The sequence below is a fragment of the Selenomonas sp. ND2010 genome, assembly GCF_000702005.1.
Classification (GTDB): domain Bacteria; phylum Bacillota; class Negativicutes; order Selenomonadales; family Selenomonadaceae; genus Selenomonas_A.
Map to the genome: position 1 here is coordinate 79,469 of NZ_JNKI01000010.1, position 16,288 is coordinate 95,756.

17 protein-coding genes and 2 tRNA genes are annotated in these 16,288 nt (G+C 48.5%); 2 read left to right on the top strand and 17 right to left on the bottom strand.

Annotation, left to right across the window (positions count from 1 at the left end; genetic code table 11):
* Positions 1-78: 78 nt before the first annotated feature.
* The 12 genes from sdhB to murI all read right to left on the bottom strand — a co-directional run bounded on the left by sdhB (position 79) and on the right by murI (position 9,605).
* The gene (gene sdhB, locus T504_RS0105160; RefSeq protein ID WP_033169998.1) at positions 79-831 is read right to left on the bottom strand and encodes a succinate dehydrogenase iron-sulfur subunit; all 753 of its coding nucleotides are present in this window, start codon (positions 829-831) and stop codon (positions 79-81) included.
* A gap of 18 nt (positions 832-849) precedes the next feature.
* On the bottom strand, positions 850-2,757 hold the full coding sequence (sdhA, locus tag T504_RS0105165; protein WP_033169999.1) for a succinate dehydrogenase flavoprotein subunit: 1,908 nt from the start codon (positions 2,755-2,757) through the stop codon (positions 850-852).
* 31 nt (positions 2,758-2,788) lie between these two features.
* Positions 2,789-3,415, bottom strand: coding sequence for a succinate dehydrogenase/fumarate reductase transmembrane subunit (locus tag T504_RS0105170; protein WP_033170000.1), 627 nt, complete (start codon positions 3,413-3,415; stop codon positions 2,789-2,791).
* A 33-nt stretch (positions 3,416-3,448) separates the two neighbouring features.
* Entirely contained in the window at positions 3,449-4,015 is a 567-nt protein-coding gene (locus T504_RS0105175; protein WP_033170001.1) for a Fe-S-containing hydro-lyase, read from the bottom strand.
* A 21-nt stretch (positions 4,016-4,036) separates the two neighbouring features.
* Positions 4,037-4,879 carry a fumarate hydratase gene (locus tag T504_RS0105180; RefSeq protein ID WP_033170002.1) on the bottom strand — a complete coding sequence of 281 codons (843 nt, stop codon included), beginning with the start codon at positions 4,877-4,879 and terminating at the stop codon, positions 4,037-4,039.
* Between the two features lie 275 nt (positions 4,880-5,154).
* Positions 5,155-5,637 carry a metallophosphoesterase family protein gene (locus T504_RS0105185; protein ID WP_033170003.1) on the bottom strand — a complete coding sequence of 161 codons (483 nt, stop codon included), beginning with the start codon at positions 5,635-5,637 and terminating at the stop codon, positions 5,155-5,157.
* Positions 5,634-6,233, bottom strand: coding sequence for an XTP/dITP diphosphatase (locus T504_RS0105190; protein ID WP_033170004.1), 600 nt, complete (start codon positions 6,231-6,233; stop codon positions 5,634-5,636). Before T504_RS0105190 ends, T504_RS0105185 begins: the two co-directional genes overlap by 4 nt.
* A gap of 16 nt (positions 6,234-6,249) precedes the next feature.
* Positions 6,250-6,996 (bottom strand): ribonuclease PH, encoded by a 747-nt coding sequence (gene rph / locus T504_RS0105195; protein ID WP_033170005.1) that lies wholly within the window; start codon positions 6,994-6,996, stop codon positions 6,250-6,252.
* Between the two features lie 60 nt (positions 6,997-7,056).
* Positions 7,057-7,716, bottom strand: coding sequence for a coenzyme F420-0:L-glutamate ligase (locus tag T504_RS0105200; RefSeq protein WP_033170006.1), 660 nt, complete (start codon positions 7,714-7,716; stop codon positions 7,057-7,059).
* Positions 7,717-7,730: 14 nt separating this feature from the next.
* On the bottom strand, positions 7,731-8,282 hold the full coding sequence (locus T504_RS0105205) for a hypothetical protein (protein ID WP_033170007.1): 552 nt from the start codon (positions 8,280-8,282) through the stop codon (positions 7,731-7,733).
* 27 nt (positions 8,283-8,309) lie between these two features.
* A complete protein-coding gene (locus T504_RS0105210) occupies positions 8,310-8,741 on the bottom strand; it encodes an acyl-CoA thioesterase (protein ID WP_033170008.1) in 432 nt (143 codons plus the stop codon).
* A gap of 84 nt (positions 8,742-8,825) precedes the next feature.
* On the bottom strand, positions 8,826-9,605 hold the full coding sequence (gene murI, locus T504_RS0105215) for a glutamate racemase (protein ID WP_033170009.1): 780 nt from the start codon (positions 9,603-9,605) through the stop codon (positions 8,826-8,828).
* A 117-nt stretch (positions 9,606-9,722) separates the two neighbouring features.
* Between murI and T504_RS0105220 the strand changes: the two genes are divergently transcribed.
* Both T504_RS0105220 and T504_RS0105225 read left to right on the top strand, forming a co-directional pair.
* Positions 9,723-9,811: transfer RNA gene (locus tag T504_RS0105220), tRNA-Ser, on the top strand.
* A gap of 11 nt (positions 9,812-9,822) precedes the next feature.
* A tRNA-Ser gene (locus T504_RS0105225) sits at positions 9,823-9,913 on the top strand.
* Between the two features lie 48 nt (positions 9,914-9,961).
* On the opposite strand, the gene T504_RS0105230 is transcribed toward T504_RS0105225, so the two are convergent.
* From T504_RS0105230 to T504_RS0105250, 5 genes are all read right to left on the bottom strand, one after another.
* Entirely contained in the window at positions 9,962-12,091 is a 2,130-nt protein-coding gene (locus T504_RS0105230; RefSeq protein ID WP_033170010.1) for a peptidase domain-containing ABC transporter, read from the bottom strand.
* Complete coding sequence (locus tag T504_RS0105235) at positions 12,091-13,467, bottom strand: HlyD family type I secretion periplasmic adaptor subunit (RefSeq protein ID WP_033170011.1); 1,377 nt, start codon at positions 13,465-13,467, stop codon at positions 12,091-12,093. The genes T504_RS0105230 and T504_RS0105235 overlap by 1 nt, the downstream gene beginning before the upstream one ends.
* On the bottom strand, positions 13,468-15,243 hold the full coding sequence (locus T504_RS0105240; protein WP_231473861.1) for a peptidase domain-containing ABC transporter: 1,776 nt from the start codon (positions 15,241-15,243) through the stop codon (positions 13,468-13,470). It abuts the gene before it with no gap.
* Positions 15,243-15,581, bottom strand: coding sequence for a hypothetical protein (locus tag T504_RS0105245; protein ID WP_033170012.1), 339 nt, complete (start codon positions 15,579-15,581; stop codon positions 15,243-15,245). The genes T504_RS0105240 and T504_RS0105245 overlap by 1 nt, the downstream gene beginning before the upstream one ends.
* A gap of 72 nt (positions 15,582-15,653) precedes the next feature.
* The gene (locus T504_RS0105250) at positions 15,654-16,085 is read right to left on the bottom strand and encodes a hypothetical protein (RefSeq protein ID WP_033170013.1); all 432 of its coding nucleotides are present in this window, start codon (positions 16,083-16,085) and stop codon (positions 15,654-15,656) included.
* Positions 16,086-16,288 lie beyond the last annotated feature (203 nt).

Consider the following 16,288-nt stretch of genomic DNA (forward strand, 5'->3'; position numbering starts at 1 on the left):
CATCTACATTCAAAAAGTTTCCAGAAAAAACAAAAGACCTGCTCGTATTGAGCAGGTCTTCATCGTTCTTGCTAACTCTTACTTATCGAAGATATTGCGCAATGCCTGTTTGTTGACATCACGGTTAAGCTGAGCAAGATACGTCGTCAATTTGATGTTCTTCGGGCAAGCCTCGACACAGTTCTGGCTGTTACCGCAGCTCGTAATACCACCTTTTTCCATCAGGGCATTCAGACGCGTCGGAGCATCGAATTTCCCGAGCGGATGGAGGTTGAAAAGATATGCTTGTACCGTCGGGGACGGTCCGATAAAGTCGGACTGCGGGCCAACGTTCGGGCAAGCCTCGAGACAGCAGCCGCAGGTCATGCAGTGCGAAATCTCATAAGCCGTCTCAGCCGTATGCGGGTTCTGAATCGGAGCATCTTTGACATCCCAAGTGCCATCGACTTCAATCCAGCCATGGATGCGTTTGAGGCTCTCAAACATAACGGAACGATCAATCAAAAGATCGCGGATAACCGGGAACGTGCGAGCTGGAGCCAGATGAATCGGCTGCTCAAGGTTATCAACCAACGAGCAGCAAGCCTGACGAGCTTTGCCGTTGATAACCATCATGCAAGCGCCGCAAACCTTCTCCAGGCAGTTGCATTCCCAAACAACCGGAGCGACTTTTTTGCCGTCAACGGTCACCGGATTTTTCTGGATTTCCATCAGGGCGGCAACGATGTTGAGGCCCGGACGATAATCTACTTCGAACTCCTGCGTGTACGGCTTGTCATTTGGGCCGTCCTGGCGTTCGATAACGAGTCTGACTTTCTTCTGTTCTGCCATTCTATTTGTCCTCCCCCATTACTCTTTCTTAGCTACAGCGTAGTTACGCAGACGCGGCTTGATGAGAGAATGCTCGAATTCACGATAGGAAACCTCCGGCTCGTTATTAGCAGCATCGAAGGAAACAACGGTCGTGTACATGAATTTCTCATCATCACGGCCAAAGAATACGAGATCATCATTGCCATCATCCGTCATAGCACGGCCAGTCTCAGCATCGAAATGATACTTGCCGGTCTTCTCATCGAAGGCTTTCTTCTTTGCATCATCCCACTGATCATAGTCGGATTTGAGGACAATCTTCGCATGAGCACCACGGCTCTCGTCACGCAGCAGTGCGGACTTCGTGATGGCCATTGCATAGATAATCATGTTGCGGAGCTGACGAACAAACATAGCTTCCTGGTTTGCCCAGTTGCCATGGTCCGTAACACCGATGTTCTCCCAGCGTTTGAGCAGCTCATGAAGCTCCTTCATGCACTGCGCAAGACCTTTGTTATCACGCTCAACGGAAACATATTTGTACATGATATCGCCGAGCTCATGATGCATCTGATGTGCGTTCTCCGGACCATTCATTGCGCGGATACGGTCGAATTCTTCTACGCACTCTTTGCGAGCTGCCTCGAGCTCTGCTTCCGTAAGCGCATCGCCGAGTTTGCCGCTGCGAGCCAGACGCAGGGATTCCGGACCGGAAATCGTACCGGAGTAGGTTGCCGACAGCAGGGAGTTTGCACCCAGACGGTTAGCACCATGATACTGATAATCGCACTCGCCAGAAGCCATGAGGCCTGGGATATTCGTATGATGTTCACGGTCAACCCAGATACCACCCATGGAGTAATGGATCGACGGGAAGATTTCCATCGGTACCTTACGCGGATCTTTACCTACGAAATCATCATACATCTCGAGGATACCGCCGAGTTTGCGCTCGAGGTAATCTGCCGGGATATGCGAGAGGTCGAGGTATACGCGGTTCGGGTTCTGCATGCCGAGGCCCATGTGAACAACGACTTTGTAGATAGCACGGGAAGCAACGTCACGCGGAACGAGGTTGCCGTATGCCGGATACATATCCTCGAGGAAGTACCAACGCTCTTTCTCGTGAGTTTCCGGATTCTCGCGGTAAACCCATACACGGCCACCCTCACCACGGCAAGCCTCAGACATCAGGCGGTTTTTATCCGAACCTGGGATTGCCGTTGGATGGATCTGCAGGAATTCCGGGTTACCGATTTCAGCGCCCTGCTGATAAACAGCGGATACTGCCGAACCGTTACAAATCGTGGAAGCCGTGCAACGGCCATATACCTGGCCAGGGCCACCCGTTGCGAGGATAACAACATCAGCCGGGAACGAAACGATTTCGTTGGAATTCATGTTCTGAGCAACGATACCACGGCAGACACCATCTTTGTTCTTGATGATTTTGATGAATTCCCAGAACTCATATTTCTTGACGCCGCCCTTGACTTCCCAACGACGAACCTGCTCATCAAGAGCATAGAGGAGCTGCTGACCCGTCGTGGAACCAGCAAATACCGTACGTTTATTTTTCTGACCACCGAAGTTACGGAGATCGAGAACGCCTTCCGCCGTACGCGTGAACGGAACACCCATGCGATCGAACATCTTGACGAGTTTCGGAGCTGCCTCAACCATGCCTTTTACAGCCAGCTGGTCAGCCAGGAAGTCACCGCCGTATACCGTATCATCGAAATGTTCATAAATGGAATCATGCTCACCTTTGGTATCCATGCAAGCATTCATACCACCCTGTGCACACAGGGAATGGGAACGTTTTACCGGGCAGTACGAGAACAGGTCTACTTTACCGCCGCCTTCGCAGATTTTCAGCGCAGCCATGAGGCCAGAGAGGCCGCCACCTACGACAATAATCTTATTTTCAGGTTTATTAGCCATTGATTTTCTCCTTTTCTTTGCGATACTTCACTTACATTACGAAGTAGCTGCCCATGAATACCAGCGTAATCAGGCAGAGAAGAGCGCAGAGACCCATGCTGCAGAGACTGACGACGTTCTGGATGCGCGGGCCCTTAGCAATACCCCAAGTCATGCAGAAGGTCGTGATACCATTGCAGAAATGGAAGATTGCAGCGAACATACCAATAATGTAGAGAACTGCGATAATCGGGTTGCCCGTGAACATGCTATGGAGCAGTTCATAGGAAATCGGCGTACCGCTAATAGCCTTCGTAAAGATACGGAGATCAAATACATGCCAGGCAAGGAAAAAGACCAGGAGCCAAGCCGTCCAGCGCTGGAACGCGAACTGCCAGTTGCGGACGTAACCATAACGGCCCGGGTTGTTGTTAGCCTGACGGCAGATGTAAATACCATAAATAGCATGGAACAGCAGCGGAAGCGCAATAGCCCCGACTTCGAGAGCAAGGAAAATCGGTTTCGGGATGAGCTCCATCGTTGCAAGTGCACCATTCAGCACCGGAGCGCCGCCGAGGGCCATCGAGTTGGTAAAGATATGCTCAAAAAGAACCATACCCAAAACCAGGAGACCCACTAAAGAATGCAGACGACGCAGATAAAAAGTTGTGTGAAACATTCTGTACCTCCTAAAATAATTCCAATACCTCTATCAGTAGCCTTTCAGCGTACGATATTTAGCCTGATTCGTCTCATAAAGGTTATTACCCTCACAGTCGATAACAACGATAGCCGGGAAATCCTCAACCGTAAGCGCAGCAACAGCCTCAGGGCCGAGCTCCGGATAAGCAAGGACTTCATATTTTTTAACCGACTTTGCAATCAGGGCAGCAGCACCACCAACAGCAGCAAAATACGTAACACCGTTTTTCTTCATGGACTCGATAACAGCCTCCGAACGAGAGCCTTTACCGATCATACCTTTGATACCCTGATCGAGCATCGTCGGCGTATAAGCATCCATGCGGCCAGAAGTCGTCGGACCGCAGGAACCGATCGGATCGCCCGGTTTTGCCGGCGTCGGTCCCAGGTAATAGACCATCTGGTTCGTCCAGTCAACCGGCAGCTTCTCGCCACGTGCGAGCGCTTCCGTCATTGCCTTATGAGCTGCATCACGAGCAGCGATAATCGTACCGCTGATCAAGACTGCATCACCAGCATGCAGCTGGCGGGATTTCTCTTCCGTAAACGGAGTCTGAATTTTAATTGGTTCTGCCATTGTTATTCCTCCTATCTCAAATCAAAGCGTACGGGATGCATGACGCATTGCGTGGCAGCAGATCGTTACAGCGACCGGCAAGCCTGCGATATGCGTTGGGCCCCACTCAATATTGACTGCAAGAGCGGAGGTCGAGCCGCCGAGCTGCGGTCCGATACCCGTCTGATTAATGAGATCCAGGAGTTCGCCCTCAAGTTTTGCGTATTCCGGCATCGGATTACGCTCATCAATGGAACGAGTCAGTGCCTTCTTGGAAAGGAGGGCAGCACGATCCATGGTACCACCGATACCAACACCGACAACCATCGGCGGGCACGGATTCATGCTTGCATGGAGGATGATGTCCATAACAGCTTTCTTTACGCCCTCAACGCCATCGGCCGGAACCAGCATCTTGACGCCGGATTTGTTCTCCGAACCGAAGCCTTTCGGTGCAACCGTAATCTTGAGCTTGTCACCCGGGACAATTTTCGTATAGATAACGCCCGGCGTGTTATCCTTCGTATTAACACGATTGAACAGCGGCTCCGCAACAACAGATTTGCGCAGATAACCTTCCGTATAGCCCTTCGAAATACCTTCGTTGACTGCATCCTCCAAGGAACCACCAGTGATATGGAGATCCTGGCCTACTTCGAGGAATACAATCGTCATGCCGGTATCCTGGCAATACGGACGATCCTCAGCACGTGCGATTTCTGCATTCTTAATGATCTGGTCAAGAACGTTCTGAGCAACCGGAGAAACCTCCGTCTCGCGGCCACGTTTGAGGCCTTCGTAAACGTCTTTCGGCAGATAATAAGCTGCTTCCTTGCACATCTGTGCTACGTTTTCAGTGATTTGTTTTGCGTCGAGTTCTCGCAAAGTAATCCCTCCCATAAATACAACTTATCACACATCTGTAGGTTCATCATAGCACATTTTATTATGCCATTCAAGCACTGTAAAAAGTGCTGCAAACCCGCGTAAATAGTGAATTTCGTTCACTTTTTACTTCACCTAAAAACAGTTCCGTATGATATACATCACATCACTATATTTATTATCCATCGAGGGAAAAATTCCTGCTGATTTTTATTTTTTTCGTAAAAAATATATTATTAATTTTTATTTTTTCATTGCAACGAAATTATATCCGTTTATATTCGTATCAGCTGTACCACTGGCTGCTGTTCCGGAACCAGCTCCGCCACCATAAACGATCCACGGCTGGCATCTCGAGGCCGCGCCACACTACCGGGATTAAGTACCGTAACCTCACCGATTGACACGTCAGCCACATGGGTATGACCATAGATGGCAATATCGGCAGCCTGTTCCGCGGCTGCCAGCACAAGATTTTGGGTGGAGAATCCCACACCATAAAGATGTCCATGCGTAAGCAGGATGCGATGCCCGCCCAATTGAGCAATTACCGTATCCTCTAGCCGCGACATCGGCCAATCGTTATTGCCAGCAACTTTTATAACTGGCAAATCCGTCACCATTTCCAAATACTCTGCATCCATGGCAATATCGCCAGCAAAAAGCCAGGCTTCCACATCAACGGCGGCAGGATGCTGCAGCATCGCATCCAGGGCGTTGGTATTCCCATGGCTGTCACTTACAATTCCAACTTTCATTTCCAGTGATCCTCCAAAGCCTTGGCCAGCTCTTTCAACGCCTTGCCTCGATGACTGATGACTTGTTTTTCCTCTAGGGTCAATTCCGCCATGGTACGCCCTGGATATTCCAGCGGATAAAAATACGGGTCATAGCCAAAGCCATTCTCCCCTTTGGCCAGCAGCTTAACCTGACCATCGCAACGCCCCTCTGCCGTCAAGACTTTCCCATCCGTCCCCATAAATACCAGTGCACAGCGATAATCGGCAGCGGACTCGGCCACTCCCGCCTTCTGCAATTCTTCCACCATCTTTTGGTTATTGGCAGCATCATCCGCATGATAACCAGCAAAACGAGCCGAATAGATTCCCGGTGCCCCACCAAGCACCTCTATCTCGAGCCCCGAATCGTCAGCGATACAAGCACATCCCGTCTGCTGCTGATAGAACGCTGCCTTTATTTGGGCATTCTCTGCAAAGGTTTTTCCGTCTTCCACAGCATCGGGCAAAGGTCCAAATTCCGCTAACGAAACCACTTCTACCGACAGTTCCTTTAAAGCCGCTGCCATCTCCCGTACCTTGCCCTTATTCTTTGTTGCAATTACGATTTTCTGCATGTCATTTCTCCTCGTCTCAGCCTTCACGGCCAACCAGCCATACCAACTCGCCACCTAAGATATCTTTTTGATAAGAAATCAGCTCACGGCAGCCTTTTTCCCCCAAACGGAGCAGTTCCGACATTTCCTCATGCGAGAACGGGCGACCCTCACCAGTTCCTTGGACCTCGACAAAGCGGCCATCGCCAGTCATTACCACATTCATATCGACAATCGCCTTAGAATCTTCCTCGTAGCAAAGGTCAAGAATCGGCTCATTCTCATGGCTGATACCAACACTGATAGCCGATAGAAAATCTTTTACGGGGAAGATATTTCCCTTTTCGTAAAACGTCGCACAAGCCTCCACCAACGCCACAAACGCACCCGTGATAGAAGCCGTGCGCGTACCGCCATCAGCCTGAATGACATCGCAGTCAATCATAATAGTCCGCTCACCAATCGCCTTAGTGTCCACCACCGAGCGAAGACTGCGGCCAATCAGGCGCTCAATCTCCTGCGTCCGCCCCGATTGTTTTCCTCGGACAGCTTCACGCTGCGTGCGCACCCCGGTAGCACTAGGAAGCAGCGAATATTCTGCTGTAACCCAGCCTTCCCCAGTACCTTTCAAAAAAAACGGCACTCGATCTTCCACCGTAGCCGCACAGATTACTTTGGTATTTCCCATTTCAATGAGTACCGAACCTGCCGGATATTTTTGAAAGTGGCGATGAATGGTGTAATGACGCAGCTGATCCGCACTGCGGCGATCGATTCGTTCCATAATAATTCCTCCTATACATGAAAAGCCTTCCCCATCAGAGGAAGGCTATAAAATTCCGTCTTAGTTATTTTCCTGATACTGCTTGTAGTTCTTGATGATGCAAATCGGTGTTTTCTGTGATGCGTTACCGAAAGGATTATCAATCAGCAGCTGTGCAGCCTTCGGGCCATCGACTTTATCCGTAACACCGACCACGCGGGAACGTTTGAGGTCATTGACGTCCGCAATCATCGCGCCAAAGCAGCCCAGTCGCTCCTGGATCTTCTTTACGACCTCATTCGGCTCGCCCGGACCATATACGATGCATTTATCGAACGGAGGCATTGTACCCGTCACGTCATCAATCATAGCGGTTTCTTTGCCGCCCCAAACATAAAACATGCCGGACTTGCCAAAGATTTTTGCAATAAAGCCTGCAAACAGCGCAAACGCTACGCGCCACTTGCCCTCAACATTCATCAGCGACTGCATGCCATGCGGCGAAGCCAAAGAGCCATAATCCGGAATGAACCGGCAGCAGAACTGTGCTACCCTGCTGATTTTGAGGTCTTCCGGGCGTACATAACGTCCCTGCGTGATAGCTACTACGCTTTCTGCACAGCAAAGCAGGTCATTTTCACCAATCTTATCTTTCGTATAGCGTTCAATCGCATCAACGATGTCATCTTTCTCAGTCAGGATGCGCGTCGGCACCGGGATGAGTTCTAATTCTTCTGCCATTGTTTCGTGCCTCCTTAGTCCTGTACCAGCTGGACGTCTGCCAGCTTGGCAATCTCTTCAGCAGTAAATACCAAACGGATTTTGCGGTAATGCCACGGCGTACGTCCCGTCTCCATCCAGATGAAATCAACCGGCAGGTCGACCATATGGGAAAGCGCCTCCTTAAGGCTCATCCCCTTGCGCGGCGTCAGTTTAACCTTGGCGTAAATGTTCAGTTTATCCTCGCCATGCGCGTCGCCCTTTTTCTGAATCAGAACAGCCTCGAAATACTCATCCTCGCGCGGTTCCCCCTCGCGTTCTGCAATACCCTTGACTTCGATTCCATCATACTGCTCATACGGCAACTGAATGTGGTTGATGGCATCCATGATAGTCGCGCACTGCTTACCTTCATTATAGAAGTTCAGTTTTTTCGACAATACGATGCTGTTTTCATCCTGAGACTCCACTACCACTGGCGCACTCGCATCTACACGAATGTCCTCCTTACCTACAACAGCCAGGTAAAGATTAGCTGCTACTACGGCCAGTACAATCAGACCAACAATAACGTATACGATTGTCACAATTATTCCTCCCTAGAAATCAGTTAGTTATTTCGACGACAAGGCCTTCTCTTTCGCCATTGCTGCCGCTAATATCCGATAGTATTTTTCCGGCAAACGAGTTATATGTCCCGTTTCCCTGCTGGTAAACACATTCTGGGAATGCCCCGTCACCATGACTTCACCATCTGCTTTGCGGATAATCCGGTAGTCAAAGGCCATCTTAGCCTTAGTAAGTGCCGTGGGCGTCGTCTCAATCAGGACGACATCATCGAATTTCCCCGGTGAGACATACTTGGCACGTACATCCGTAATGGGAAATACGAAACCATCATCCATCAGCTCCCCCAGCGTAATGCCAATCGAGCGCAAATATTCCACCCGGCCGATCTCAAACCACCGGATATAATTCGAATGATGAACCACCGCCATCGCATCCGTATCGTAAAAATTCACGTGATGTTCCGTAATGACCGGCATGCAATCCCTCCCGACGGAAATCTTATTTCCTTATTAATACAAAACACAATGTATAGCCTAGAACAAATACTGCCTAAAGTCAAGTCAAATCCTATACATCTTCTCCAACCGCTTCAGATAACTCTGCAGCCGAAGGAGTTCTCTATCCTCCTTGACCAGACGACCGGAATAATAATACTCCACCGATGGACGATTATGTTCTAGTTGGTTGCGCTCCTCCAAACGACGGATAAGCTCTCGGACCGTCCCGTCATTGCCATCCACAAACTGCACATTATCCGGCAGTAATTTCCGCATCGTATCCTTAAAGTAGTTAAAATGCGTACATCCCAGCACCAGTGCAGAATACTTAGAAAAGTCAAAGCGATCAAACTCATCCATTAAATAGTCAGTTACGGCCTGCGATTCAAACTCCTGCCGTTCGGCAAACTCCACTAACCCTGGCAGAGCCAGTCGATCCACCAGATGGTCCTTATCCACCTTTTCGATGAGTAGTTCCATCTTGCGGCCCTTTACGGTAATAGGCGTTGCCGTCACCAACACCCGATGCTCCCCATCCATATCCAGCGCCTTTTTAGCAGCCGGTTCCATGCCGATAATAGGAATATCATAACGGCGGCGCATTTCCGCTACGGCCACCGACGTTGCCGTATTGCAGGCCGTGACAATAGCCTTGACATCCTTGGTCATCAGAAAGTCAAAAGCCTCGGCCACAAAATCACGAACCTGCTCCTTGCTCTTGGTTCCATAGGGAACATGGTCTTCATCCGCAAAAAACACAAACTGCTCATGCGGCAGAACCTTCATCGCGTGATGGAGCACCGACAAGCCGCCAACTCCCGAATCAAAAAATGCGATTTTCATGCACTCAGCTCCTAAACGCATTAGTCCTTGCGAAAAATAATTCAAAGGCTATTATAGCAGTCCCCTTGCTATTTGACAAGGCATCCCTCAACCTGTTATAATATATCTGTTCATTATGGAGAGGTACTCAAGTGGTTGAAGAGTCCGGTCTTGAAAACCGGTAGGCTGTAACAGGTGCGTGGGTTCGAATCCCACCCTCTCCGCCATATAATTACATGGAGTGGTACTCAAGAGGCTGAAGAGGACGGTTTGCTAAATCGTTAGGCTGGGTAACCGGTGCGGAGGTTCGAATCCTCTCCACTCCGCCATACGAAAAGTAACGCCAGGTTTTAAACCTGGCGTTTTTTGTTTTCTTCTTATTCTAATAATGACAATTGATAATACTTACCTCTTTGAGCCATAAGCTCCTCATGCCTGCCGGCTTCGGCTATGCGCCCGTTTTCCAAATAATAAATACAATCACATTCTTTTACATCCGCCAGACGATGCGAAATAACGATGCATGTTCTGCCTCGTTTTATTTTCGGCAGTTGTGTCCGCCAATAACGATCGGATTTCGGATCCAAACCACTCGTCGCCTCATCAAAGATCAAAATCTCTGGATCCGCAAAAAGCATCCTGGCCATAGCTACTTTCTGCCGCTGGCCACCAGATAACGCAGCACCACCTTCACCTACCAACGTATCGTATTGCTTAGGCAACTTCATAATAAAATCATGCGCGCCCGCCTCTTGGGCAGCCTTTACCACATCATCCATCTCAGCATGCGGCTGTACGAGTCGTATATTATCACGGATTGTCCCTTGGAACAGGGACCCATTCTGAATGACAATGCCAATATGACGGCGAATCCAAGCTAGATCATATTTCTGGATATCTATGCCATCCAACAAAATACTGCCTGCATCAGGCTTTACCACCGACTGCAGCAGCCGAAGCAACGTAGTCTTCCCCGCCCCTGATGGACCGACTATTCCAATCATGGAGCCTGCTGGCACTTCCATCGAGACACCATCCAAGCTGCTCCGCGGCGAATCAGGATACGCATAAGATATGGAACGTAACGACAAATTGCCGTCTACCCGATGATCCATCAACTGACCGCTCCCTTTTTCCACCGGTGCCTCTGCGATGTCTTTCATATAATCGATCGATATTTTAGCCTGCTGCCAATCCTGCCATAACATTGCCAGCTGCACCAATGGCTGCATGACATTGTTGGCATATAGCTGAAAAGCCACTAAGGCTCCGACCGTAAAATCTCCAGCCATTATTTTGGGCACTCCGAGCCACAAAATCAGAACCATGAGCAACTGATTCAACGTCCGGGTCAAGTTAATTCCTACCGCATTAACCCGGTCAATATCATAAGAAGCCTTTACCTGCCGAGCTATCTTCTCCTGCCAACGATTGACTGCTATGCGCTCTAGCACCATCGTTTTCACCGACACGATGCCACGCAGCAGTGCTAGCAGGAATTCTTGTTTCTGGCTCTCCAAAATGTATTTTTCACGAAGTTTTCGCCTGAGCCAAGGAACCAGCGCAAAGTTCAGCATCACCATACCAATGCCAATTGCCACGGTCAGCCAAGTCAACTCTTCGTTATAATGAAATAAGACGACCAAATACACAATCGAAAAAATAAGATTCAGCCCAGCTGACACTGCTGTTCCTAACAAAAACTGCCGCACCGTACGCAATTCCCGCAAGCGATTTACCAAATCGCCCGCAGAAAACTGCAGCCAAAAGGATAACGGCAAATGCAATACGCGTTGCAAAATACGGGCATTCAATACCATATCTATTTTTTCCGCCACATGATTGAGCAACAAACGCCGCAAAAACGACATCCAGCCTTGAAAGGCACACAGCAAAAGCATCCCAGCCGCCAAAAGATTCAGCGCTCTAACCCCGTGCTGAACCAACACTTTGTCAATAAGATACTGCATAAAAAGCGGGCTTATCAGCATTATCAACTGAAGCAGGCACGATAACAGCACTACAATACGCAAACTGCGCCACTGGCATAAAACCAACTGCCACAAATTGTGCCACGACACGATGGAAGCATCCGCTTTCTCCGAAGCTCGTAATTCTTTTCGGGAAAACAGCACCAATTTGCCAGTCCAGCACGCGCGAAATTCCTCCCACGTCCAGAACCAACGCTCCTGCTTATGCAAAGAAAAACCTTTGATTTTATCTGCAGCTTGTTGACTGACCATAATATACTCGCCGTTTTTCATTTTGGCGATTGCTGGCACGGGCGGTATAGCCACCACCTCATCCTCACGCTGATACTCCAGCAAACCTGACTCAAGCCCCAACTCACGGGCAATACGCACCATAGATAGGTACTCCATCCGGCCCGTCGGTATAATATAGCTGCGCCGCAAATCCTCTGCCGTCATCGAACAGCCCAAATAATGAAGCACCTGCAAAAAACACGCTGCGCCGGAATCCCAAGCCGGTATTTCTCTCTCTGCCATTACGCTCTCTCCCTCAAGAATTCACTCTTATACTTACGGAATGGCTCCAAGAAATATTCATAAATATGCTTAGAACGTGTTTTTATCTCAGCGGTGACATTCATTCCGCTAAGCAACGGTACCTCTTCACCATCGACCTTTATCGTATCTGCCTCTGGCTCCAAGATAAGGCGATACACTCGGCCTTTATCCGGGTCATCGACGGAATTCGGGCTTATATTTACCACCTTAGCCGGTATTGTTCCATATTTCTGAAACTCAAAGGTTTCCACTTTAACCTGCGCCGTCTGCCCCTCGTGCAGGAAGCCAATATCTTTATTCTCCGCCCATGCTTCCAGCTTTAGCGGCGTATCCCGCGGCACGATTTCCACCAATGGCTGCGCTGCTGTAACCACACCGCCTACCGTGTGCACCGTCAAATTACTCACATAACCATCATCCGGCGCCACAATCTGGATCAAACGATTTTTCTCATCTGCCTTTTTCAGCTCTTCTTCAGCAGCCGCCAACTCTTGTTGAGCCTTCGTTAAATTCGTATTGATATCGAGCAGCCACTCCGCCGCAATCCGATCATAATCCGATTGCGCTTTATCTAAAGCAGCGGACTGTTCTCCCACGGTTTGCTGCTGTTCGTAATAAGCATTTTCTGCTGATATTCGTTTCGCCTGCTGATCGAGGTAGGTGATTTGCGCAATTGCGTTGGCCTCCGATAACATTTCATACCGATTCTCTTTATCTGCCTCAATCCGATAAAGTTCTCCATCTTTCGCGGAAGCGATCTGTGCCCCCCGCAGCGAACTTTGTCCCTGATTCACCAAGGCTTTTGCCGCCATAAGCAGAGTTTTATGCTCTCCCAGCCGGCTCTGATAGAGATTCTTTTCATTGGCTATATCGTCAGCATCCGCCCCCTCTACCTTCTCTGGCTCGAACGGGCTTCCATCACGCTCAGCAGTAAGACGGGCAATCTCTAGGCGCGAATGGGCCGCTGTCTGTTTGATTTTCGCCAAATCAGCTTCCGACATCGTAGGGTCAAGCTCCATGAGTACATCGCCAGCATGGACAAACTGCCCTTCCGATACGCATATTTTCTGTATGATCCCCTTATCTTCCGCCTGCAAAGTCCGCACATAACCATCAGGAATCATCTTGCCCGATGTCACTGCCACCTCATCAATCGTTCCGAATATCATCCACATGAAAATCACTGCCACAAAAATCACAATCGTCCAAATGATAATTCTCCCTGCATACGGAGGCGGCGTCTCCGTAACAGCCACCTCCTCTGGCAAAAAAGTTGTTTGCCGCTTCGTAAACCTTTCCTCTGCATGCGGTTTCAATCGCCGCAATCCTTTACGAAATTTCTCCCAATTACTCAATCAGCCAACCTCCTGTGCATACCACAATTGATGATAAAGACCTCGTTGCCGCAACAAACTTTCGTGCGTTCCTTCCTCAACAATCCTGCCATCATCCATAACCAAAATCCTATCGAATTCTTTCACATTATGCAGCCGATGGGTCACCGTCAACATAGTCATCCCTGCAAATCTCGTCCGCAAATTCGCAAAAACTGCAGCTTCCGTCCGATAATCCAAGGCACTCGTCGCCTCATCCAATATAAGCACCTGCGGTTTTTTTAACAGGACCCGGGCCAGAGCCAGTCTTTGACGCTGGCCCCCCGAAATATTGCTGCCATCCTCTTTTATCCGCGTTTCATAGCCCTGCGGCAAATCACGAATGAAGTCATCCGCACCAGCCATTACCGCAGCTTGGCGAATCTCTTCATCTGTCGCCTCCGGCAGGCCCAACGCTATATTTTCACGCACAGTAAGAGGAAACAGCTGACTTTCCTGCAAAGCATAGCCAATATGCTGCCGCAGCCAAGGGAGCCGCAACCGCCTGATATTCACGCCATCAAGAAAAATCCCCCCTTGTTGCCAATCAAAAAGGCGCGGCAGCAATTGGACTAAGGTAGACTTTCCCGAACCAGAATGGCCGACAACCCCTACATGTTCTCCCGCCCTTATATGCATCGTAATATTCTTCAAAACCGCAGCCCGCTGCTTAGGGTAGGCAAAAGTAACCCGAGCAAAGCGAATATCACCACATATCTTAGGCAACCGTCTACCGCTCAAGGGAAAGATTGGCTCCGGAGCCGTCCCCAAAACATCTTGCAAACGATTCAAAGACAACGCCATTTGCTGGCAGGCCTGCCATATATGGGAAAGCCTCAGCAATGGTGCTGCTGCCTGATGCGCCAGCATCTGAAATGCCACAAACTGACCAATAGTAACCGTCCCGCCAATGACCAGCCAGCCACCAAACCAAATCAAAATATAACTGCTTATCCCCTGGGTCGCCTGCACCCCTTCCTGTAGTGCAGTTCCTAATTTCGCACGGGAAAAATTCTTTTCCACCACTTGCTGCAGCAATCGCTCGCCACGATAACGAAAAGCCGGCTCAGCACCAAGAGAACGCACCGTTTCCATACCATGGATCATTTCTACTAGGAAGGCCCGGTTACGCGCTTCTGCTCCCCATTGCTCGCGTATCAATTTACGGTATAAGGGAGCTCCACCATAATTTATGCCCGCTAAAACTGGTACTGTCAAAAAAGCGACCAAAGCTAATGGCCAGCAATAATAGAACATCAAACCAAAAAAGATAAATGCAAAAAATACATCAATACAGGCATTTACCACAGTATTCGTCAAAAACTGACGAATATTTTCCATTGCATATACTTTCATCAGTACATTGCCAATCCGCCGCTGTGTAAAAAAAGACAAGGGCAGCTGAATCAAGTGGTGCATAAACTGCGCCCCCAGTATAAGTTCCACCTTGCCAGCCGTATGCGCAAACAAAATACGGCGGCTGCAATCCATGAGCAATTGAAAAAGTAAAACAAACAGCAAACCACCACAAAGAACGTTAAGCGTAACCATACCGTGATTGACAATAACTTTATCGATAATCACCTGTGTGACCAGCGGCAAAACAACCCCCATTGCCTGAAAGACACCTGCCGCCAGAAATATTTCCAACATATAGCGCCGATAACGAAGTATCGGCCGCACAATCCAAGGCAGATTAAACTGCCTCCACCCCCAGACAGCCTTCGCCCACAAATTCCTTCCCATAACCATTTTCATTAATGCTGTACCTGCTCCTTTTCCTTCTTTATCTTGCGCGCTAATTTGTACATAAGAAAAAAGGCTATCATAAATAAGAGAGCGCCTATCCTATGACTGATGTACCCTGAAAAACTTATCCCCCAGACAACCGTTGCCACATAACCATACAACCAGCACACTAAATCCTTGCCGGAAGAAACATGATTTTTTATCTTCCTCCCTAACAATAATCCTGCCCCTAAAAAAACTACGGCAAATCCAGCCAGACTAACAGGCAACAAGAAACAGCCAATTACAGCTATCAATATTCCCCAACAGAACACCGTATTTATATAACTTTCATCTTGTATTTCCATTGTCACCATTCCTTTCCATAAATTTTTATTACACTACACACTTGTTAATCCATTACAATAAGCCTTTTCTGATCAATAACGCTTAACTGGTCCAACACCAGTCAGCCAAGACAAATCAACATGCCAGCAATTCCACATTAATACTTGTATTATTAGCAATACAACACCAGTAATCATCATTCCTAACATCACATATACTGCTTCTTTTTGAAATTCCTTTTCTGACAATTTTTTCGGATTGCCTAGCAGATAATACTGACCGCATCGATGTACCCATTCCCCCAAAATACATCCAAACATAATTCCAACTAATTTAAATGGCTGAATCCCCAATATTCCATGTCTCAAAAAATATGGCCAATAATTACAAAGTAATATAAAATACGTTATCGATACGCAAAAAACATACGAACGTTTCCTCGAACAAGCGACCCAAAGCTTACCACGATCAATCATATCACCCGTAATCTTCTTTTTTTGGTTAAACCAATCAATTGGATTCATCCTTCCGCCCCCTCTCCAGCTGTTCCATCATGAATCTATATTGATCTGTTACTAAAACATATACATTCTTACCTACTCCTATACAGTCAACCGCTAATGTTTTTCTTGCGGTCTCATTCGTCAATAATGTTACCGTAGTGGCCCGTATCACTACTGCCATACCCATTTGTGCTATTATCATCGTCACCCATATTATCACACAC